This is a genomic window from Kitasatospora sp. NPDC059973, from assembly GCF_042737525.1.
Lineage (GTDB): Bacteria > Actinomycetota > Actinomycetes > Streptomycetales > Streptomycetaceae > Kitasatospora.
The window spans coordinates 78,480-99,414 of record NZ_JBHWUI010000004.1 but is presented as its reverse complement, the minus strand read 5'-3'; the positions used below and the strand labels follow the sequence as shown (position 1 = coordinate 99,414).

The 20,935-nt window shown below is 70.6% G+C and carries 20 protein-coding genes; 5 read left to right on the top strand and 15 right to left on the bottom strand.

Going from position 1 to position 20,935, the window contains the following annotated elements; all coding sequences use genetic code 11:
* Positions 1-2: 2 nt before the first annotated feature.
* The 10 genes from rplB to rfbB form a co-directional block, all read right to left on the bottom strand.
* Complete coding sequence (gene rplB / locus ACFWA9_RS02140; RefSeq protein WP_327677872.1) at positions 3-839, bottom strand: 50S ribosomal protein L2; 837 nt, start codon at positions 837-839, stop codon at positions 3-5.
* A 43-nt stretch (positions 840-882) separates the two neighbouring features.
* The gene (rplW, locus tag ACFWA9_RS02135) at positions 883-1,203 is read right to left on the bottom strand and encodes a 50S ribosomal protein L23 (RefSeq protein WP_380382396.1); all 321 of its coding nucleotides are present in this window, start codon (positions 1,201-1,203) and stop codon (positions 883-885) included.
* Positions 1,203-1,880 carry a 50S ribosomal protein L4 gene (rplD, locus tag ACFWA9_RS02130; protein ID WP_329488126.1) on the bottom strand — a complete coding sequence of 226 codons (678 nt, stop codon included), beginning with the start codon at positions 1,878-1,880 and terminating at the stop codon, positions 1,203-1,205. The genes rplW and rplD overlap by 1 nt, the downstream gene beginning before the upstream one ends.
* A 4-nt stretch (positions 1,881-1,884) precedes the next feature.
* Positions 1,885-2,532 carry a 50S ribosomal protein L3 gene (gene rplC, locus ACFWA9_RS02125; RefSeq protein ID WP_327677876.1) on the bottom strand — a complete coding sequence of 216 codons (648 nt, stop codon included), beginning with the start codon at positions 2,530-2,532 and terminating at the stop codon, positions 1,885-1,887.
* Between the two features lie 14 nt (positions 2,533-2,546).
* On the bottom strand, positions 2,547-2,855 hold the full coding sequence (rpsJ, locus tag ACFWA9_RS02120; RefSeq protein WP_012785157.1) for a 30S ribosomal protein S10: 309 nt from the start codon (positions 2,853-2,855) through the stop codon (positions 2,547-2,549).
* A gap of 542 nt (positions 2,856-3,397) precedes the next feature.
* Entirely contained in the window at positions 3,398-5,212 is a 1,815-nt protein-coding gene (locus ACFWA9_RS02115) for a phospholipid carrier-dependent glycosyltransferase (protein WP_380382393.1), read from the bottom strand.
* Positions 5,213-5,492: 280 nt separating this feature from the next.
* Positions 5,493-6,272: a glycosyltransferase family 2 protein gene (locus ACFWA9_RS02110; RefSeq protein WP_329488129.1), complete on the bottom strand. Its 780-nt coding sequence runs from the start codon at positions 6,270-6,272 to the stop codon at positions 5,493-5,495.
* The gene (locus tag ACFWA9_RS02105; protein WP_329488130.1) at positions 6,269-6,670 is read right to left on the bottom strand and encodes a DUF2304 domain-containing protein; all 402 of its coding nucleotides are present in this window, start codon (positions 6,668-6,670) and stop codon (positions 6,269-6,271) included. The genes ACFWA9_RS02110 and ACFWA9_RS02105 overlap by 4 nt, the downstream gene beginning before the upstream one ends.
* A gap of 107 nt (positions 6,671-6,777) precedes the next feature.
* Positions 6,778-8,094, bottom strand: a complete 1,317-nt coding sequence (locus tag ACFWA9_RS02100; RefSeq protein WP_380382391.1) for a lipopolysaccharide biosynthesis protein — start codon at positions 8,092-8,094, stop codon at positions 6,778-6,780.
* Positions 8,091-9,065, bottom strand: a complete 975-nt coding sequence (gene rfbB, locus ACFWA9_RS02095; RefSeq protein ID WP_329488132.1) for a dTDP-glucose 4,6-dehydratase — start codon at positions 9,063-9,065, stop codon at positions 8,091-8,093. Before rfbB ends, ACFWA9_RS02100 begins: the two co-directional genes overlap by 4 nt.
* An 81-nt stretch (positions 9,066-9,146) precedes the next feature.
* Between rfbB and rfbA the strand changes: the two genes are divergently transcribed.
* From rfbA to ACFWA9_RS02070, 5 genes are all read left to right on the top strand, one after another.
* Positions 9,147-10,022, top strand: a complete 876-nt coding sequence (gene rfbA, locus ACFWA9_RS02090) for a glucose-1-phosphate thymidylyltransferase RfbA (RefSeq protein ID WP_329488133.1) — start codon at positions 9,147-9,149, stop codon at positions 10,020-10,022.
* Positions 10,019-10,618 carry a dTDP-4-dehydrorhamnose 3,5-epimerase gene (rfbC, locus tag ACFWA9_RS02085; RefSeq protein ID WP_352286363.1) on the top strand — a complete coding sequence of 200 codons (600 nt, stop codon included), beginning with the start codon at positions 10,019-10,021 and terminating at the stop codon, positions 10,616-10,618. The genes rfbA and rfbC overlap by 4 nt, the downstream gene beginning before the upstream one ends.
* Positions 10,619-10,774: 156 nt before the next feature.
* Positions 10,775-11,677, top strand: coding sequence for a glycosyltransferase family 2 protein (locus ACFWA9_RS02080; protein WP_380382389.1), 903 nt, complete (start codon positions 10,775-10,777; stop codon positions 11,675-11,677).
* Between the two features lie 67 nt (positions 11,678-11,744).
* Entirely contained in the window at positions 11,745-12,701 is a 957-nt protein-coding gene (locus ACFWA9_RS02075) for an NAD-dependent epimerase/dehydratase family protein (RefSeq protein WP_380382387.1), read from the top strand.
* Positions 12,702-12,811: 110 nt separating this feature from the next.
* Positions 12,812-14,044 (top strand): acyltransferase family protein, encoded by a 1,233-nt coding sequence (locus tag ACFWA9_RS02070; protein ID WP_352286357.1) that lies wholly within the window; start codon positions 12,812-12,814, stop codon positions 14,042-14,044.
* On the opposite strand, the gene ACFWA9_RS02065 is transcribed toward ACFWA9_RS02070, so the two are convergent.
* The 5 genes from ACFWA9_RS02065 to tuf all read right to left on the bottom strand — a co-directional run bounded on the left by ACFWA9_RS02065 (position 14,031) and on the right by tuf (position 20,836).
* A complete protein-coding gene (locus ACFWA9_RS02065) occupies positions 14,031-14,498 on the bottom strand; it encodes a GtrA family protein (protein WP_329488140.1) in 468 nt (155 codons plus the stop codon). The genes ACFWA9_RS02070 and ACFWA9_RS02065 overlap by 14 nt on opposite strands.
* Positions 14,499-14,527: 29 nt before the next feature.
* Positions 14,528-16,933 (bottom strand): hypothetical protein, encoded by a 2,406-nt coding sequence (locus ACFWA9_RS02060; protein ID WP_380382384.1) that lies wholly within the window; start codon positions 16,931-16,933, stop codon positions 14,528-14,530.
* A gap of 94 nt (positions 16,934-17,027) precedes the next feature.
* Entirely contained in the window at positions 17,028-18,035 is a 1,008-nt protein-coding gene (locus ACFWA9_RS02055) for a glycosyltransferase family 2 protein (RefSeq protein ID WP_329488142.1), read from the bottom strand.
* Between the two features lie 204 nt (positions 18,036-18,239).
* Entirely contained in the window at positions 18,240-19,433 is a 1,194-nt protein-coding gene (locus ACFWA9_RS02050) for an acyltransferase family protein (protein ID WP_380382382.1), read from the bottom strand.
* Between the two features lie 209 nt (positions 19,434-19,642).
* A complete protein-coding gene (tuf, locus tag ACFWA9_RS02045; protein ID WP_329488145.1) occupies positions 19,643-20,836 on the bottom strand; it encodes an elongation factor Tu in 1,194 nt (397 codons plus the stop codon).
* Positions 20,837-20,935: the final 99 nt, after the last annotated feature.

The window sequence follows — 20,935 nt, the reverse complement described above, 5'->3', positions numbered from 1 at the left end:
TCCTAGCGCTTCTTGTTGGTCTTGCGGCGGCGCACGATGAGAGCGTCCGACGCCTTCTTCGGGCGACGGGTACGACCCTCCTTCTGGCCCCACGGCGAGACCGGGTGGCGACCACCGGAGGTCTTACCCTCACCACCACCGTGCGGGTGGTCGATCGGGTTCATGGCCACACCACGCACGGTCGGGCGAACGCCCTTCCAGCGCATACGGCCGGCCTTGCCCCAGTTGATGTTCGACTGCTCGGCGTTGCCGACCTCGCCGACGGTCGCGCGGCAGCGCGCGTCGACCAGGCGGATCTCACCGGAGGGCATGCGCAGGTGCGCCATCTTGCCCTCACGCGCCAGCAGCTGGATGCCGGCACCGGCGGAGCGGGCCATCTTGGCACCGCCGCCGGGACGCAGCTCCACCGCGTGGATGGTGGTACCGACCGGGATGTTGCGAAGCGGCAGGTTGTTGCCGGGCTTGATGTCGGCGCCAGGGCCGTTCTCGACCCGGTCGCCCTGCGCGATGCCGCGCGGCGCGATGATGTAGCGCTTCTCGCCGTCCGCGTAGTGCAGGAGCGCGATGCGCGCGGTGCGGTTCGGGTCGTACTCGATGTGCGCGACCTTGGCCGGCACGCCGTCCTTGTCGTGACGACGGAAGTCGATCACGCGGTAGGCGCGCTTGTGACCGCCACCCTGGTGGCGAACGGTGATCCGACCGGCGTTGTTACGGCCGCCCTTGCTGTGCAGGGGGCGAACCAGCGACTTCTCCGGCGTGGACCGCGTGATCTCTACGAAGTCGGCCACGCTGGAGCCACGACGGCCCGGCGTAGTCGGCTTGTACTTGCGGATGCCCATTTGGCTCTCTCGTCCTCGTCCTTATCGACGATCACGATCTCCGTTAGGAGACCGGACCACCGAAGATGTCGATGCGGTTGCCCTCAGCCAGCGTCACGATGGCGCGCTTGGTGTCCTTGCGCTTGCCAAAGCCCGTCTTGGAGCGCTTGCGCTTGCCCTGACGGTTGAGCGTGTTGACGGACTCGACCTTGACCGAGAAGACCGTCTCGACGGCCTGCTTGATCTGGGTCTTGTTGGCACCGGGCGACACGACGAACGTGTACTTGTTCTCGTCGAGGAGCGAGTAGCTCTTCTCCGAGATGACCGGCTTCACCAGGACGTCACGGGGGTCCGTGAACGTCTTGCTCGTGATCTCTGCAGCCATCAGGCGGCGCTCCCTTCGAGCTCGCCCTCAGCAGCCACGGCCTTGGCGGACGCGGCGGGACCCGCCACGAAACGCTCGAAGGCGGCCTGGGTGAAGACCACATCGTCGGAGACGAGCACGTCGTAGGTGTTCAGCTGGCCGGCGTCCAGGATGTGCACGTGCGGCAGGTTACGAGCGGACTTGAGGCCCAGCTCGTCCGCGCGCTCGACGACCAGAAGGACGTTCTTGCGCTCGGTGATCTTGCCGAACAGGCTCTTGGCGGCCTTGGTCGACGGCGCCTCGGTCGCGGTCACGTCGGTGATGACGTGGATGCGGTTGTGGCGGGCCCGGTCGGTGAGCGCACCGCGCAGGGCGGCGGCGATCATCTTCTTCGGGGTCCGCTGCGAGTAGTCGCGCGGCACGGGACCGTGCACGACGCCACCGCCGGCGAACTGCGGCGCGCGGGTCGAGCCCTGACGGGCGCGGCCGGTGCCCTTCTGGCGGTACGGCTTCTTGCCGCCACCGCGGACCTCGCCACGCGTCTTGGTCTTGTGGGTGCCCTGACGGGCCGCAGCGAGCTGCGCCACGACGACCTGGTGCATCAGCGGAACGCTGACCTTCGCGTCGAAGATCTCGGCCGGCAGCTCAAGGCTGCCGGTCTTGTCGCCCGAGGGCGACAGGATGTCAATGGTGCTCATATCCTCACAGCCCCTTCGCCGCGGTGCGGACGAGGACGAGGCCGCCGTTCGGGCCCGGGATTGCGCCCTTGATCAGGAGCAGCCCCTTCTCCGCGTCAACGGCATGGATGGTCAGGTTCTGGGTGGTCACGCGCTCGTGGCCCATCCGGCCGGCCATCCGTACGCCCTTGAACACACGACCCGGGGTGGCGCAGCCACCGATCGAGCCGGGCGAGCGGTGCTTGCGCTGCACACCGTGACCGGCGCCGAGGCCCCGGAAGTTGTGGCGCTTCATGACACCGGCGAAGCCCTTGCCCTTGGAGGTGCCGGTCACGTCGACCTTGACACCCGCCTCGAACAGCTCGGCGGTGATCTCCTGGCCCAGCGTGTACTCGGACGCGTCCGTGGTACGCAGCTCGACCAGGTGCCGGCGCGGGGTGACACCGGCCTTGGCGAAGTGACCCGCGAGGGGCTTGTTCACCTTGCGGGGGTCGATCTCGCCGAAGCCGATCTGGACGGCGTCGTAGCCGGCCGGGCTGTCGGCGGTGTGGACCTGGGTCACGACATTGGGCCCAGCCTTGACGACGGTCACCGGAACGATCCGGTTGTTCTCGTCCCAGACCTGGGTCATGCCGAGCTTCTCGCCCAGGATGCCCTTAATCTGCTTAGCCATCTTCGGTGTGCCTCTCAGAGCTTGATCTCGATGTCGACACCAGCCGGCAGGTCGAGACGCATCAGCGAGTCAACCGTCTTCGGCGTGGGGTCGAGGATGTCGATCAGACGCTTGTGAGTGCGCATCTCGAAGTGCTCGCGCGAGTCCTTGTACTTGTGCGGCGAGCGGATGACGCAGTACACGTTCTTCTCAGTGGGCAGCGGCACCGGGCCCGCGACCTGCGCACCAGTGCGAATGACGGTCTCGACGATCTTCTTCGCCGAGGAGTCAATCACCTCGTGGTCGTAGGCCTTGAGCCGGATGCGGATCTTCTGTCCCGCCATGGCTACTCAGTAGTCCTTTGTGTCGTCTGCTGCTTCTACGGCCGGATTCATCCAGGTGGACTGTGTCCGGTGGTGCCTGTGGATGGTTTCCTCCGACCCACGCGGTCGGGCGTGTCGCCCTGTCGCTTGCAAAAAGTCCGCGAAGAGGTTTCCCTCTGCGGATTTCCTACGGATCGGTGAGGTCTTGCATCCACCAGGCGCCGGATCGAGGCCCCGCCCACGCTTCCCGGAAGATTCCCGTACGTCCGCCCCGCAGCTGCCGCGGTGTCGCCTTCACACCACTGCGTCCACATACTTCTCGTGAACACATGAACGGCCATCACGGGAACGACGAGTACATGGGACTCGCTTCCAGTCCTCCCGGCGGGAGGCGCGTAGCATCGGCACTCAACCGAGCAACTTGGACATACTGCCACATGGAGCAGCGACAAAGCCAATCGGGGCCGGCGGGGATCTCCCCCGCCGGCCCCGATGGGGTCCGTCCCGGTCAACCGGCGCGTCCGGTCACCCGGTCCGCCCGGTCAATAGGCGCGTCCGGTCGCTCAGCGCTTGCGCCAGATCATCCAGCCCTGCTGCTTGTTGGTCCGCTCCACGTACCACTCGTCCGGATGTTCCTTCCAGTAGGACTCCGGCGCCTTCCCCTCCTCGGCGAGCGGGGTGACGATCGCGGTCGCCGCGGCCGGGACGGGCTGCCAGCGCGGGTCCAGGTACCAGACCCGGCCGTCGTAGACCTCGAAGGCCTGGGCCATCCGCAGGCTGCCGTCGAGGTCCCAGGCGAGCACCAGGTTGTCCTTGGGCTTGATCCCGGCGGCCTTGGTGAAGCCCGTCGCGAGCGGCTTGCGCCAGTCCGAGTGCGGGTAGGCGACCTGCTCGGTGATGGTCGCGGTGGCGAACCCGGCGAACAGCGCGAGCGAGAGGCCGACCGCCCAGAGCACCCGGCGGCCGCCGGCCACCAGCATCAGGGCGACGGCGCCGAGGATGATGAACGCCGCGGCGGTCGAGCGCATCATGTTCAGCCTGGACCAGTCGGCGGCCAGGAAGGTCACGTCCGGCATGCCCCAGCCGATGAAGACCTGGGTGTGGAGCAGCTTGCCGGCGGACCAGATCACCAGCTTGGCGAGGACGAGGGTGAGCACCACCGAGCCCGCCACCGTCAGGACGACGTTGCGCAGGCTGAACCGGGCGAGCACCGCGACCCCGGCCACGAAGGCCACCGGGACGAGGTAGGCCACGTAGCGGGCGTAGACCCAGTTGTCGATGCGGGCGTCGTCCGGCAGGGCGGCGGCCGAGGCGAGCGCGGTGCCGACCAGCAGGGCCACCATCACGCCGCCGACGATCCGGTGCGGGCGCGGGAAGCGGCCGCTGAACAGCGCGACCAGGCAGACCACGACCGCCAGGCCGCCGATCCCCCAGGTGGAGACGATGAAGTACCAGATCTGCCCGGTGGTCCTGGTCAGCGTGCGCTGCAGGATGTCGGGGTTCTTCAGGCCGTCGATCAGGTAGCTGCCGACCTTGCTCGGCTCGACGGTGAACTGGCGGTCGAGCCACCAGGACAGCGCCTTGGCGCCGACCGAACCGACGGCGAGCGCGCCCAGGCCGACCAGCGTGGTGCGCCACGGGGCCCAGCGCAGCACCAGGACGCCGACGAGGACCACTCCGGTGAGCGCCACCACGACACCGCCGCGGTCGTGCGTGGCCATCGTGTACGCGGCGGCCGCGCCGGTGCCGGCCGCGTACCAGTAGCGGTGCTTGACCGGGCCCTCGCTCAGCCAGCCGTGCATGCAGAGCAGCCAGGCCAGGATCAGCACCGGCAGCACGGTGTCCGACATGACGAACTCGGAGTAGAAGATCACCGGCGGCAGCAGCGCGGTGGCCCCGGCGAAGACGTACGCCAGCAGCCGGCGCAGACCGAGCCGGCGCAGCGCCAGGTAGGCCAGCGGGAAGACCAGCGCGTTCAGCAGCGCGTTGATCCCCATGATCAGGTGGTAGGCCATGACCGGGTCGTCGGCGATCCGGAACGCCGGGGAGATCAGCAGCGGGTAGCCGCCCGGGATCACCACGCCGACCGGCATCTCGGTGGTCGGCCGGCCGGCCAGCACGCGGGCCAGCACCAGGTACCCGTCCTCGTCCGCGTGGACGGAGGGGTAGCTCATGTGCCGGACGAGGACGAGCCGGAAGAGCACCTCCGCGGCGTACCCGGCCACCAGCGCGGCCGGCCAGAACCAGCGCCGCCCGCGGGCCTCCTCGAACCGCCGCACCGCCCGGGCCGCCAGACCCGCCGACCGCGAGGCGCCGACCCGTCTCGTCCCCTGGACACCGTCCAGCTGCTCGTCGACGGTCTCTGCTGAAGTCTGCACTGAACTCCGACTCTTCCCCTGGTAGCCCGGCTCTGAGGTGGATCCGGCAGGCCGCCCGGCCCGTTCGATGGTGGAGGTCACGCTAACAACTCGCGGAGGGCCCGTGCCCGGGCGCCCCGGCCCGCGGCCCGTGCCGGGACCTCAGCGCTGCGGTGGACCCGGCACCCATAGCACACTCCGCGCAGCGCTCAGCCTAGCGGCACGCGGCGGAGGTGCCCCGACGACCACCGGCGGCCGGCCCGTGGGGCCGACCGCCGGAGTCGTGTCGATCGCGGTACCGCTAGGCCTTGCCGACCAGCTCTCGCCGGTTCGCCGCCGCCGTGCGGGTGGCGGGCTCGATGGTCTTCAGGTGCTTGGGCATCCGGCGGATCATCGCGAGCAGGAGCACCAGGCCGGCGCGGGCCAGGTAGATCGTCGCCTTGATCGGGGAGGCGCTGGGCGTGCCGGTGGTCCGCTCGCGCATCGCCACCGGGACCTGCCTGATGACGAAGCCGCAGCGGGCGGCGCCGACCATGCTCTCGATGGTGTCGCCCAGGTACTCGACCGGGTACCACTGCGAGAAGAACTCGATCATCGGCTTGTTGCAGGCCTTGAAGCCCGAGGTGGTGTCGGTGAGGCGGGTCCGGGTGACCCTCGACAGCACCACCGAGAGCAGCTTCATCGCCCAGCTGCGCGGGCCGCGCACCTTGTAGCTGCCCTGGCCGGCGAACCGGGCGCCGATGACCAGGTCGGCCTCCTGGAGCTTCTCCAGCAGCGCCGGCACGTACGCGGGGTCGTGCTGGCCGTCGGCGTCGCACTGGATGGCGACGTCGTAGCCGTGCAGGTGCGCGTAGCGGTAGCCGAACCGCATGGCGCCGCCGACACCGAGGTTGTACGGCAGCTGCGCGACCCGGGAGCCGGCCGCGGCGGCCACGGCGGCGGTGTTGTCCACGGAGCCGTCGTCGACCACCAGGGTGTCCACGCCGGGGAGCTTCTGCTGGATCTCGTGGAGGATCTTGGGCAGACCCTCCGCCTCGTTCCAGGCGGGGAGGATGATCAGAACCCGCTTGCCGTCGATCATGCCGTCACCCCGGAGTCCGTCGCCTTGCCGGCGTCGTTGCTGCTGCGTGCGATCGGGTACCCGTGGTGCTCGGCCAGGTGGGCCCGCATCATGGCGACGTCCTCGGCCAGGGTCCGGGTCTCCGCCTCCAGCCGGGAGGCCTCCCAGCTCAGGTGCAGCGAGACCATCAGGACCAGGACGAAGCCCGCGAAGAGCACGAGGCTCACGCCGGAGGCGATGCCGAGCCGGCGGGCGGTCGAGTCGAGGATCGTCGGGAAGAACCCGAGCGGCGCCACGACGACGCCGATCGCGAGCCAGATAGCCGCGTACTTCTCCCGGAGCTGCTGTCGGCGCAGCAACTCCAGGATGTAGACGAGCACCAGCACGCCGGTGATCGAAGTGATGACGGTGAGATGCACGACTGGAGGCGCCTTTCAGCGGCAGTGGCGTGGCCAAGGGTAATCACATATTAAAGGCGCGGCGTGAACGTCCCGCCGCCGCCGGCTGTGGGCCCGGCGAACGGGCGTCATACCTCCGACGACTGGTGTGCCGCCAGGGGCGCCCGGTGTTCCGCCACGGGCCGGGCCGGGGCGGACAGCGAGCGGGCCAGCGCCCACAGCATGGCAGCAGCGCTGACCGACGCACCAGCCAGGTAGGCGAGTTCGACCCTCGTCGCGATGTCGCCGGGCACCAGGGTGACGGCCACCAGCACCACAGAACCGGCCAGCCAGGAGAACAGCTGGCGCTGGTGGCGCCCGAGCGCGAGCAGGGCCTGGCCGAAGACGGTCGCCAGCATGTAGCAGAGCGTGCCGAGGGCCAGCCAGAGGAAGTCCACCGAGCCCAGCACGTCCTGCGCCTTGAAGAAGAGCCGGATCGCCCAGGGGCCGAGGACCACCGTCGGCAGGCCGGCGGCGGCGCTCATCAGCACCACGATGCCGCCGGTGCGCAGCAGGACCTTGCGGAACTCCCCGTGGTTGCCGGCCGCGGCGGCGCCGGAGAGCGAGGAGACCAGAGAGGCCTGGATCGCCGCGTAGGCGAAGAGCGGCACCCGGGCCAGCACCACGGCGTTCAGCAGGGCGGCGATCAGCGCCTTGGAGGACGGCGAGAGCACGCCGACGCTGACCACGGCCGCGTTGACCATCAGCTGGGCCAGCAGCGTCGAACCGGTCAGCAGGCCGAGCCCGGTGACGACGTCGCGCCAGACCGGGGCCGGGCCGCCGCGCCGGTCCGCGAGGACCGAACGCATCCCGATCGCCGAGGCGGCGAGCGGTGCGGCGACCAGGATCAGCGCGAACGCGAACGCCGAGTGCGCGCCGAACACCGGGATCAGCGCGGCGAGCCCGATCCGCAGCCCGCCGTCGACGGCGAGCTGCATGCCGTACGCGCCGAAGTTGCCCAGGCCGGCCAGTGCCCCGCGGGCCACCGAGCTCACGGCCAGGCCGACCAGGGCGCCGCCCAGGCCGGCCACCAGGCCGAGGTCGCCGGAGAAGAAGCGGTCCGCGATCGGCCGGGCGGCGGCCGCGATCACGGCCAGCACCGCCACCAGGACCCCGGCGGTGACCAGCAGGACCCGCCGGATCGCCGGTCCGGGGCCCTGTCCGGCCACGTCACGGGCGGCCACCAGGCGGGTCAGCTCCAGCTCGACCGGCGAGAACAGCCCGTACCCGACGGACATGACCACGGTCCAGAGCATCGAGACGCCGGCGACCTGGGTGGTGTCCAAGCTGTGCCCGGCCAGGGCCAGGAAGATGTACGAGGAGACACCGAGGACCACGGTGCCCCCCGCGACGAGCCGCACACCGGGGGGCAGCGCCCCCAGCAGCTTGGCCACCGGGTTCGTCATCGCAGGGTGGCCTTGGCCTTCAGCGGCTCCCACCAGGCGCGGTTCTCGCGGTACCAGGCGATGGTGGCGGCGAGGCCGTCCTCGAAGCGGACCTGCGGGGCGTAGCCGAGCTCTTCGCTGATCTTGGTGATGTCCAGCGAGTAGCGCAGGTCGTGGCCCTTGCGGTCGGCGACCGGCTCGACCATCGACCAGTCGGCGCCGGCCGCCTGGAGCAGCAGCTCGGTGAGCTCCTTGTTGGTGATCTCGGTGCCGCCGCCGATGTTGTAGACCTCGCCGGAGCGGCCCTTGCGCATGGCCAGCTCGATGCCGCGGCAGTGGTCGGAGACGTGCAGCCAGTCCCGGATGTTGCCGCCGGTGCCGTAGAGCGGCACCTTCCTGCCGTCCAGCAGGTTGGTGGTGAACAGCGGGATGACCTTCTCCGGGAACTGGTAGTGCCCGTAGTTGTTGGAGCAGCGGGTGACCACCACGTCCATGCCGTGGGTGCGGTGGTAGGCGAGCGCCAGCAGGTCCGAGCCGGCCTTCGAGGCCGAGTACGGGGAGTTGGGCGCCAGCGGCCACTCCTCGGTCCACGAGCCCTCGGAGATGGAGCCGTAGACCTCGTCGGTGGAGACGTGGACGAAGCGGCCGACGCCGTGCTTCTTGGCCGAGTCCAGCAGCACCTGGGTGCCCAGGACGTTGGTGACCACGAACGGGCCGGCGCCCTCGATGGAGCGGTCCACGTGCGACTCGGCCGCGAAGTGGACGACCACGTCGTGGCCGGGCATGACCTGGTCGACGGCCTCCGCGTCACAGATGTCGCCACGCACGAAGGAGTAGCCGCTGTGACCGGCGACGGGCGCCAGGTTGGCCTCGACGCCCGAGTAGGTGAGCTTGTCGAAGACGGTGATCTGATCCGTTGCGTCGGCGCCGAGCAGCTGGCGGACGAACTCTGAACCGATGAAGCCGGCGCCGCCGGTGACGAGGATGCGCATAGTGCGGGCAGTCTACCGGTGTGCCCCGGGGCCCTCGCCCCGGGTCAGCGGCGGGCTCCGAACCTCACATAAGCTGCGCGCATGCGTGGAATCCTCTTGGCGGGCGGCACCGGGTCACGACTGTGGCCGCTGACCCGAGCAGTCTCGAAGCAGCTCCTCCCCGTCTTCGACAAGCCGATGATCTACTACCCGCTGTCGACCCTGGTCATGGCGGGCATCAGCGAGATCCTGATCATTACCACCCCGCAGGACCAGGAGCAGTTCCAGCGGCTGCTCGGCGACGGCTCCCAGTTCGGCCTCAAGCTGGAGTACGCCGTCCAGGAGAAGCCGGAGGGCATCGCCCAGGCCTTCGTGCTCGGCGCCGACTTCATCGGTGACGAGCCCGTCGCGCTGATCCTCGGCGACAACATCTTCCACGGCAGCGGCCTCGGCACCCGGCTCGCGCAGCGCACCGCGCCGCAGGGCGGCATGGTGTTCGCCTACCCGGTCGCCGACCCGACCGCGTACGGCGTGGTGGAGTTCGACGACAACGGCCAGGTCATCTCCATCGAGGAGAAGCCCACCCAGCCCAAGTCCCGCTACGCGGTGCCCGGCCTGTACTTCTACGACAACCGCGTGGTCAAGATCGCGGCCGGCCTGCGCCCGAGCGCGCGCGGCGAGCTGGAGATCACCGCGGTCAACGAGGAGTACCTCAAGACCGGTGAGCTGCACGTCACCATCCTCGACCGCGGTACCGCCTGGCTCGACACCGGCACGTTCGTGTCGATGGTGCAGGCCTCCGAGTTCGTCCGGGTCATCGAGGAGCGCCAGGGCTTCAAGATCGGCTGCATCGAGGAGGCGGCCTGGCGGGCCGGCCTGATCGACGACGCGCAGCTGCGCGAGCTGGCCGAGCCGCTGTGCAAGAGCGGCTACGGCGACTACCTGATCGCCCTGCTCGAAGAGGAGGCGGCCCGGTGAAGTTCCGTGAGCTCTCGATCCCCGGCGCCTTCGAGGTCACCCCGCAGCAGCACGGCGACCCGCGCGGCCTGTTCATGGAGTGGTACCGCTTCGACCGGCTCGAAGAGGTGGTCGGCCACCCGCTGAAGTTCGCCCAGGGCAACCTGTCGGTGTCCGCCAAGGACGTCGTGCGCGGCATCCACTTCGCCGACGTCCCGCCCGGCCAGGCCAAGTACGTCAGCTGCGTGCGCGGCGCCGTGCTCGACGTGATCGTGGACCTGCGGGTGGGCTCCCCCGCCTTCGGCCGCTGGGAGTTCGTCCGGCTGGACGACGCCGAGCGCAAGTCGGTCTACATCCCCGAGGGCCTCGGCCACGGTTTCTGCGCGCTGACCGACGACGCCACGCTGTCCTACGTCTGCTCCGAGACCTACAACCCGACCGGTGAGCACGCGGTGCACCCGCTGGACCCGGACCTCGGGATCGAGTGGCCCACCGACGCCCCGCAGCTGTCCGCCCGGGACGACGCCGCGCCCTCGCTGGCCGAGGCGCTCGCCACCGGCCTGCTGCCGGACTACGAGAAGTGCCTCGCCTTCACCGAGAGCCTGCGCACCCGCTGAACCGCCCGATGCCCGGGCCCGCCGCCCTCCGGCGCGGGCCCGGGCATCGTCGTCCGCCCCGGCGGGAGCCGCCGACCGGCTCAGTATGATGGGCCCGCCGCGGGGTCCTCGCCCCGTACCCGGCCCCGACTCAGACCAGCGGATGTGCCCTCCACCATGACCACTCTGGAAATCCTGCTTCCGTACTACGGCGACGTCGCGCTGATGCAGGCCGCGGTCCGCAGCGTGCTGGCGCAGAGCGATCCCGACTGGCGGCTGACCGTCGTCGACGACGGCCGGGAGCCCGGCGTCCCGGAGTGGTTCGCCGAACTCGGCGACCCGCGGGTGCGGTACTTCCGGAACGAGCGGAACCTCGGCGTCACCGGCAACTACCGCAAGTGCCTGGGCATGGCCGAGTACGAGTACATGATGTTCATGGGCACCGACGACATCATGCTGCCCAACTACGTCGCCACCATCCGCTCGATCCTGGCCCAGTACCCCGGCGTCGCGATGATCCAGCCGGGCGTCCAGGTGATCGACGGCGACGGGAAGCCGACCAGCTCGCTGGCCGACGAGGCCAAGCGCCGGATCTACGCGCCCAAGCAGCAGGGCCGCACCCTGCGGGGCGGCGAGGAGCTCGCGGTCAGCCTGCTCAAGGGCAACTGGCTGTACTTCCCGTCGATCTGCTGGCGCACCGAGGCCGTGCGGACCACCGGTTTCCGCGACAACCTGGAGATCATCCAGGACCTCGCGCTCGTCATCGACCTGCTCCAGGCCGGCGAGCACATGGTCGTCGACGACGTCCGGGCGTTCCAGTACCGCCGGCACACCGTCAGCATCTCCTCGAAGTCCGCCTACAGCGGCACCCGGTTCACCGAGGCCCGCCGGTACTTCCTGGACGCCGCCGACCGCCTGGACGCGCACGGCTGGCCGCGGGCCGCCAAGGCCTCCCGGATGCACCTCTCGGCCCGGATCCACGCCCTCACCCTGGTGCCCGGCGCGATGCGCGCCGGCCAGTGGGACGGGGCGAAGGCCCTGCTGCGCAACGCCACCAGCACCGCCGCCCGCCCCCGCTGACCCAGCCGCCACCGTCCCGGGCCGTCCACCGTCCCGGGCCCATCACCGTCCCAGGGAGTCACCGCACATGACCGCACCGCACCCGGCCCCCTCCCGGGTCGCCGTCCTCGGCGGCACCGGCTTCATCGGCCGCGTGGTCGGCGCCCGCCTGCTGGAGCAGGGCGCCGAGGTCGTCAGCCTCGCCCGCAAGGCCCCGGCCGTGCCGGCGCCCGGCCGGTTCGTCGCCTTCGACATCTCCTCCGACGCCGCCGCCGACCTCACCGCGCTGCTCGACCGCGAGCGGATCGACACCGTGGTCAACGCGGCCGGCGGCATGTGGGGCCTGAACGACGAGCAGATGTACCAGGCCAACGTGGTCCTGGTGGACCGGCTGATCGAGGCCGTCTGCGCGATGGCCTCCCCCGCCCGCCTGGTCCACCTTGGCACCGTGCACGAGTACGGCATGGCGCCGGTCGGCACCAGCCAGCGCGAGAGCGACCCCGCCGCGCCGGTGATGGAGTACGGCAAGCTCAAGCTCACCGCCACCGAGGCCGTCGTCCGCGCCGTCGAGGCCGGCCGGCTGGACGCGGTGTCGCTGCGGCTCGGCAACGTGGTCGGCGCCGGCCAGCCCGGTCACAGCCTGCTCGGGGTGATGGCCGCCAAGCTGGACGCCGCCCGCCGGGCCGGCGAGACCGCGCGGCTCTCGCTGCAGCCGCTCACCGCCCAGCGCGACTTCGTCGACCTCGGCGACACCCTGGACGCCGTGCTGCTCGCCGCCGTCCACCCGGACGTGCCGCCGGTGGTCAACATCGGCACCGGCGCCGCGTCCTCCGCCCGGCTGCTGGTCGAGCTGCTGATCGAGGAGAGCGGGGTGCCCACCGAGATCACCGAGGTCCCCGCGCCGGACGGCACCGGCCCGGAGACGGAGTGGCAGCAGCTCGACATCACCGTCGCCCGCGAGCGGCTCGGCTGGGAGCCCCGGCGCACCCTGCGCGAGGCCGTCCGCGACCTCTGGGAGGCCCAGATCGCCGCTCCGCAGGCGTAGGGCCCCGGCCCTCGTCCGACGAGCACCGCACGCCACAACGGGGCGGCGTCCGCGACGACCGCGGGCGCCGCCCGGCCGATCCGCCGGGGGGAGCCATCAGCCGACCAGCAGTGCTCCGCCCGCGCGGCACCCTCGCGCGGCTCCTCGACGACCGGGCGAACGGGCTCGGCGCGCTCCGCCTCCTGCTGGCCGCCACCGTCGTCGTCTCGCACGTCTTCCCGCTCGGCTGGGGACACCCCGATCCGCTCTGGCTCTGGAGCGGCCGGCAGACCGACCTCGGCAAGGCCGCCGTCCTCGGGTTCTTCGCACTCTCCGGATTCGTGATCACCGAGAGCGCCCGGCGGCTCCCGCCCGGCCGCTACCTCTGGCACCGGGCCCTGCGCATCGGGCCCGGCCTCGGCGGCTCGCTGCTGTTCTCGGCCGCCGTCCTGATGCCCGCCCTGTACTGGTGGCAGCACGGCACCCTGGGCGGCTTCTGGACCCGCCCGGACGGTCCGCTGAGCTATCTGACCAGCCTCGGCAGTGCCGCGCCCACCACCGGCTGGGACGTCTCGGGCGTGATCGCCGAGGGCGTCCGCAGCGGGACCAACTTCGACCGGAGCCTCAACGGCGCCCTCTGGTCGCTCAAGTACGAGCTGCTCTGCTACCTGGCGGCCGGGCTGCTGGCCGCCCTGGGGCTACTGCGCCGGCGGGCGTCCGTCGCCTCGGCGGCGCTCGCGCTCTGGCTTCTGGTCGCGAGCGGCGCGGTGGACCTCCCGGCCGAGGTGCCCCCGGCGGGCGGGCCCGGGGTGGCGCTCCCGCTGCTGGGACTGGTCACCTTCCACCTCGCCGCCACCCTCGGCCTGGCCTTCCTGCTCGGCGGCGTGCTGCGGCTCTACGCCGAGCGGATCCCGCTCCACGACGCCCTGGCGCTGACCGCCGCGCTCGTCCTGACCGGCTCGGCCCGCTGGGGCGGCTTCGCGGTGCTCGGCGTCCCCGCGCTGGTCTATCTGCTGTTCTGGGCCGCGTCGGCGCTCCCCCGCCGCTGGCGGGCGATCGGCGTGCGCGGCGACTACTCGTACGGCGTGTACGTGTTCGGCTTCCCGGTCGAGCAGGCGCTGGCACTGACCGGCGCGGCCCGCTTCGGTCCGCTCGGCTTCCTGGCCGGCGCGCTGGCCGTGACCGGTCTGCTGGCGGCGCTCTCGTGGCACCTCGTCGAGGCGCCCGCGCTGCGGCTGCGGTCCTGGACCCCGGGGCAGCGGCGGCGGGCCGCCGGGCGCGGGCCCCGGCCCCCGGCACCGCCGCGGCAGCCCCGGACGCCGTCCCAGCCGCCGCCGAAGCCGCCCGGGGTCACTTCTCCCTGAAGACCCAGATCTTCATCAGCAGGAACCGGACCACCGTCGCCAGACCGTTCGCGGCGATCAGCCCGGCCACCTCGACCGCCTTCGAGGCATTCGGCGCGGCCAGGTCGAGCAGCGCCAGCGCCCCGGAGCTCAGCCCCAGGCCGATCAGGAAGGCCACCGCGCCCTGGAGCTGGTGACGCAGCGCGCCCTCACTGCCGGTGATCCCGAAGGTGAACCGGCGGTTGGCCGCGGTGTTGGCGACCGCGCTGACCGCGAGCGCGATGAGGTTGGCCGCCTGGGGGTCGACGAAGCGCCGGGCCACCACGTAGAGGAGCAGGTAGAAGAGGGTGCTCAGGACCCCGATCACCAGGAAGGACGGGACCTGGCGCTTGGCCGTCCCGGTGTCGGAGGGCCGCGGGCCCTGGCCGGCCGGCGGCACCTCGGCCGCTTCGGTCGGCTGGTCGGTGGAAACCATGTGAGCACCCATGCGATCGGTTCGGCGGTTCAGGAAATCTCGTACACGGCCATCCGGCCGTTGTCGAAGACCGGCTTGGCGAGGGTCTTCAGGTCCGGCGACTCCGGCGCCACCTTGCGGTTCACCACCACGTAGCGGACGTGGTGCCGCTCGCTCAGCCGGTCGAGGATAGCGGCCGTCGGCCGGTAGACGGAGTCCTCGTTGAGCTTGAGCAGCTCCTGGTCCCAGAAGGACGCGGACTTCGCCGACATCAGCCGCGGCGAGTAGGCCCAGCCCTCCACCAGCACCGAGCGCTCGGAGTAGGCGCTCAGGTAGAAGGACAGGGAGTTCCAGCAGTTCTCCCCGGGGACGGTGTAGTCGCTCTCCGACCGGCAGTGGCCGTTGGTCACCAGGACGTCGGTCGGGTCGCTGTGCGCGCGGACCCAGCGCGCGGCCTCCACCTGACTGGCCGGGAGCGGCCACGCGCCGTCCCACGGGACCTGCCGGGACTGCTGGACGTCGAGCAGCAGCGAGGGGGCGCCGGCCGCCAGCGCCGCGGTGAGCAGCACCACGGCGCCGCGGCCGCGCAGCGCCGGCAGCGCCCGGCCGGCCGCCCACCAGAGCAGGCCGCAGACCGCCGCGGCCCCGGCCAGCGCCACCGCCGCGGCCAGCGCCGGCACCAGCGCCGTGTAGGACTCGGTGCCGTCGGCGTCGCCGACCGCCTTGAGCGCGAAGGCCGCCCAGTCGTCCGCGTAGTGGTAGATGCCGAGGGTGAGCAGGAGGACGAACGCCACCGTGCCGGCGCCGAGCGCGAACTTGCCCCGGGTGGGCAGCGCGGCCCGCTCGAAGACCTCGCAGTAGCCCCAGGCCGAGAGCAGCACGCCGAAGGAGAGGCCGGCGAGGGTGAAGTAGCTGGCGTTGAAGCCGTTGACCACCAGGTAGACGGCCGGGCCGGCGATGGCCCCGCCGAGCAGGAACCACTGGGTCTGCTCCAGGCGGAGCCGGCGGCGCCACAGGAGCGGGATCATGCCGACCATCCGCAGCTGGTGGTTGAGCAGGAACGCGATCAGCGTGGCGGCGACGACCACGCTCTGGGTCACCGCCGTCCGGGTCTGCTGCGGATCGGCCCAGTACTTCTCGATGTTGCCGAAGGGCACCACTTCGAGGCCGTAGCTCTCGAAGCGGAACAGCACCGCGGTGGCGAACACCTGGGCGCCGGCGATGACCGCGCCGAGGCCGACGATGGTCCACGGGACGCGCCGCGTGCCGATCAGCACCATCAGACCGGCGAAGGCCAGCGCGGCCAGCGTCACCGGCAGGGAGCTCGCCTTCGCCGCGCTGGAGGCCACCGCGAACAGCGCGGTGAGGACGAACGCGCCCCGGCCGAGCGCCGGGATCCGGGCGGGCCCGTCCTCCTCGGCGCGCGCCTCGCCGCCGCGCCCGCGCAGGGCGTCACCGACCACCCCGATCAGGGCCATCAGCAGCGGCTGGCTGTACGTCAGCGAGAGGCTCGCCCAGGACATCAGCGGTACCGCCGGAGCCCCGAAGGTCCAGTGGCCGACGTTGTTGGGGTAGATCGCGTTGAACTCGCCGACCGCGAAGATCAGCAGGGCGGCGACCGGGCCGGCCCACGGCCGCCCGGTCAGCCGGTGCGCCACCACGGCGGTGATCACCATGGCCAGGGCGGCGAGCGCCGGGACCATCAGGCGCATCTGGACCACGGTCAGGTCGATGTGCCCGACCAGGTCCGTCATCGCCATGTGGACGAAGGTGAACCAGTGGTAGTGCAGCGGCTCCCCGGCGGCCTGCGGGAAGGTCAGCGGGAAGTTGTGCTTGGCGTTCCCGGCCAGCGACAGCAGATAGGGCAGGTCGATGTACTGCCGGGTGGTCTCGCTGTCCGGCACGACCGGGTTCCGGCTGAGCACCGCCCCGTACATGTAGGCGCTGGTGAACGCGACGGTGCCGGCGACCGACCAGGACCAGCCCGGCGAGGTGCGGCGGTAGCCGCGCGGCCGCCAGTGCCGCCGCAGCCCCGGCACGGCGGCGAACGGGATCACCACCGCCAGCGGCCAGGCCGTGGCCACCGATTGCAGGCCGAGCCCGACCAGGACGGCCCAGGCGGCCAGCTCCAGCACCAGGCCGACCACGGCGCCGAAGGCCAGGTCCTCGACCAGCGTGTGCGGACGGCGCCGCAGCAGGCGGAAGACCAGCGTGCCCGGGAGCATGACGCCCCACAACACGTAGAAGGTGTACCGCGCGATGTCACTGACCGAGGTGTCGGCGGCCAGCAGCAGGACGACCAGGAAGAGGTAGGCCGCGACCGCGGGCAGGAACGCCACCACCCGGTCGCGCGGGCTCAGCGGGGCACCGCCGGCGTCCGGCGCGGAACTGCCGGTCCGCCCCGCGGGCGGGGTCGGCGTGCCCAGGGCGGGCGCGGTGCTGTCGGTAGTGCCCATCGCTCTTCTTCTCCTGCGGGCTGTGCGTCGGCTTCCTGGCGGTCGGCGGCCGGTCCGTCCCGCGGCGGCCGGCGCCGCGGGACGGACCAGGGGGTCACACCGCGTACTCGGAGACCTTCGCCGCCTTCGCGCGGTCCTCGGCCGAGTCGTACCCGACGAAGTAGGCCGGGCGGGCCTGCGCCGCCGAGTAGATCCGGCCGACGTACTCGCCCAGCAGACCGATGCAGACCAGCTGGACGGCGCCGAGGAAGAGCATGCCGACGAACAGCGAGGACCAGCCGGGCACGGTCTTGCCGAGCGCGTACTCGACCGTGGTGTAGATCCCCAGGCAGAAGCAGAGCACGAAGCTCAGCAGGCCGAGCCAGGTGGCGAGCCGCAGCGGGCTGGCGGAGAAGTTGGTGATGCTGTCGATGGCGAGACGGACCATCTTGGACAGCGGGTAGTGCGTGCTGCCCGCGACCCGCTCCTCGCGGACGTAGACGACCTCGCCGCTGGGGAAGCCCAGCCACGGGACCAGCAGGCGGTAGACCGGCTGGTGCTCGGGCATCGCCTTGAGCGCGTCCACCGCGGCGCGGCTGAGCAGGCGGAAGTCACCGGCCTGGTTCGGCATGTTCTTGCCGACCAGCTTGCGCATCAGCCAGTAGTAGGCGCCGGCCGTACGCCGCTTGAAGAAGGTGTCGGTGCCGCGGTCGCCGCGCACGCCGTAGACGATGTCGAGGTTCTTCTCGCGGGCGAGCGCGAGCATCTCGGGGATCTTCTCCGGCGGGTCCTGCAGGTCGGCGTCGATGGACACCACGTAGTCGCCGTAGGCGCGGTGGATGCCCGCGGTCAGCGCCGCCTGGTGACCGGAGTTGCGCGCGAAGCGGACGATCCGGAACTCCGGCCAGTCCTGGTGGATCTTCTGCATGATCGCCGGGGTGGCGTCGGTGCTGCCGTCGTCGATACCGACGACCTCGTAGTCGATCCCCAGCTCGTCCAGGATCGGGCGCAGGCGCTGGACCGTCAACGGCAGGGCCTCCTGCTCGTTGTAGATCGGCATCACGACCGACAACAGCGGCGCCGGCGGGACGGCCTGCTCTGCCGATACTGCTGCGTTGTACATCAGTTGTCGCCTGTCCCTTATGTCTTTGAGAACGATCGATCGATCCCGGAGTGCGGCCGGGTGGCCCGGACGACCGAGCTGATGGTTGCGAAGGAGGGGTGCGCGGCCTGGGTCCACCCCGTGATGGCGGCCAGGCTAGCAGCAGGATTTTGCGATTGCATGAATGATTCTTGGGACGCCGAATTCACGCGTCCCCCTGCATTGTCAGTGCTTCACCGGAGCGGGTTCGTCCGAGGCCCGGCGCAGGGTCGCCATCGAACGGTCCAACGCGTTCTTCATCATCTTCGACACCGGCCGCTCGACCAACCGGTGGATCAGCCAGGCCGCCACCATCACCGCGAGCAGGGTCGTCCCCAGGGCCGCCCGGACACCGAAGTCCTTGGTGAGCAGCCAGTGGATCAGCGTCCAGCCGATCTCCTGGTGGATCAGGTAGAGCGGGTAGGTCAGCGCACCGGCGACCGTCAGCCACTTCCACTGCACCCAGTCGAACACGCCCAGCGCGGCACCCAGCACCAGGGCGAACGCGGCCGTCACCACACCGGCCATGACGTTCCACGAAAGGGGGTGGCCGAGAACGTTGACGTACACCTCCTGGATGGAGGTCAGGCGGGTCAGCGCGAGGATCCAGGAGAATCCGACGATCCCCCAGAGCAGCAGGTTCTGACCGAAGCGGTACATCAGGAACATGCCGACGCCGGCGATGAAGAACGGCGACTCGTTCGGCATGGCGAGGGTGGTCAGCAGCGGGAGGTCCGCCTGCGGCGCGAGCACCGCGAGGATCGTCCAGATCCCGCAGAACGCCACCACCTTGCGGTAGGTGAGGCCCGTCGCCACGACGATCGCGAAGAGCAGGTAGAACCGCATCTCCACCCAGAGCGTCCAGTAGACGCCGTCGACGTGCCGCATCCCGAGCGGGGTCTGAAGCATGGTCAGGTTGCCGAGGATGGTGCCGGCGTTGAGCCCGTCACCGGCCCCCGAGCGGGCGAACTGCTTGAGGTTCAGCACCACCAGGCTGGTGAGCGCTATGCCCGCCCAGTAGCCGGGGTACAGCCGGACCACCCGGGAGACGAAGAACTCCCCCGGCCGCTTCCCCCAGCAGCTCATGCAGATCACGAAGCCGCTGATGACGAAGAACAGCTCCACCCCGAGCCAGCCGTAGGCCGCCATCCGGTTCACCGTCGGCAGTACGTCCTTCGGAGTGACGCCCTGCCACACCCCGGAGATGCCGACGTAGGCGGTCCAGTGGAAGGAGAGCACGCTCAGGGCCGCGAAGAGACGCATCCCGTCGAGCGCGTACAGCCGGGGGCGCTTGGCGCGACCGTCAGGCGACTGGCCCGCGCGCGCGGCCGAACGGCGCCGGAGAAGCGAGGGCTTCGTGAGAAGGGGGGCAGAGGTCATTCCGGAGCGCTTTCAGCGAGTGGGGCGGAGAGCCTCGGTCAGCCTCGCCCTGGCGACGGCTGCGGGTGGCTCAGTCTATCCGCAGCGCGATCGCCCTACGCACAGGACCCCCGCGCGCTCCGCGCGACACGCCGAAGGGCCCCGCACACCGAGGTGTGCGGGGCCCTTCGGACATCACCTGTGTGACACAGGCAGGTCCAGAGCCTCGATTACTTGAGGATCTTGGTGACCTGGCCGGCGCCGACGGTGCGGCCACCCTCACGGATGGCGAACTTCAGGCCCTCCTCCATGGCGATCGGCTGGATCAGCACGACCGTCATGGCGGTGTTGTCGCCCGGCATGACCATCTCGGTGCCCTCGGGGAGGGTCACGACGCCGGTCACGTCCGTGGTACGGAAGTAGAACTGCGGGCGGTAGTTGTTGAAGAAGGGGGTGTGACGGCCACCCTCGTCCTTCGACAGGATGTAGGACTGGGCCTCGAACTCGGTGTGCGGGGTGACCGAACCGGGCTTGATGATGACCTGGCCGCGCTCGACATCCTCGCGCTTGATACCACGGAGGAGCAGACCGACGTTCTCACCGGCCTGGCCCTCGTCGAGCAGCTTGCGGAACATCTCGATACCGGTGACCGTGGTGGTGGTCTTGGTCTCCTTGATGCCGATGATGTCGACAGTCTCGTTGACCTTGAGGATGCCACGCTCGATACGACCGGTGACGACGGTGCCACGACCGGTGATCGTGAAGACGTCCTCGATCGGCATCAGGAACGGCTGGTCCACGGCGCGGGCCGGGGTCGGGATGGCCTCGTCGACCGCGTGCATCAGGCCGAGGAGCTTCTCGCCCCACTCCTTGTCGCCCTCCAGCGCCTTCAGCGCGGAGACGCGGACGACCGGCAGGTCGTCGCCCGGGAACTCGTACTCGGAGAGGAGCTCACGGACCTCGAGCTCGACGAGCTCCAGGATCTCCTCGTCGTCCACCATGTCGGCCTTGTTCAGGGCGACGACGATGTAGGGGACGCCGACCTGGCGGGCCAGGAGGACGTGCTCCTTGGTCTGCGGCATCGGGCCGTCGGTGGCGGCGACGACGAGGATCGCACCGTCCATCTGGGCCGCACCGGTGATCATGTTCTTGATGTAGTCCGCGTGACCCGGGCAGTCGACGTGGGCGTAGTGACGCGCCTCGGTCTGGTACTCGACGTGCGCGATCGAGATGGTGATACCGCGCTGCCGCTCCTCCGGCGCCTTGTCGATCTGGTCGAACGGCGTGAAGGGGTTGATCTCCGGGTACGCGTCGTGCAGCACCTTGGTGATGGCCGCGGTAAGGGTCGTCTTACCGTGGTCGATGTGACCGATGGTGCCGATGTTGACGTGGGGCTTCGTCCGCTCGAACTTCGCCTTCGCCACTGCAGTCCTCCTGAGGACAGTTCTGTACGCCGTGCTGACGTCAGTTGGTCTTTGATCGGGTTGGGTATGCGGCGCTGGAGTGCGCCCCATGCCGTCCCG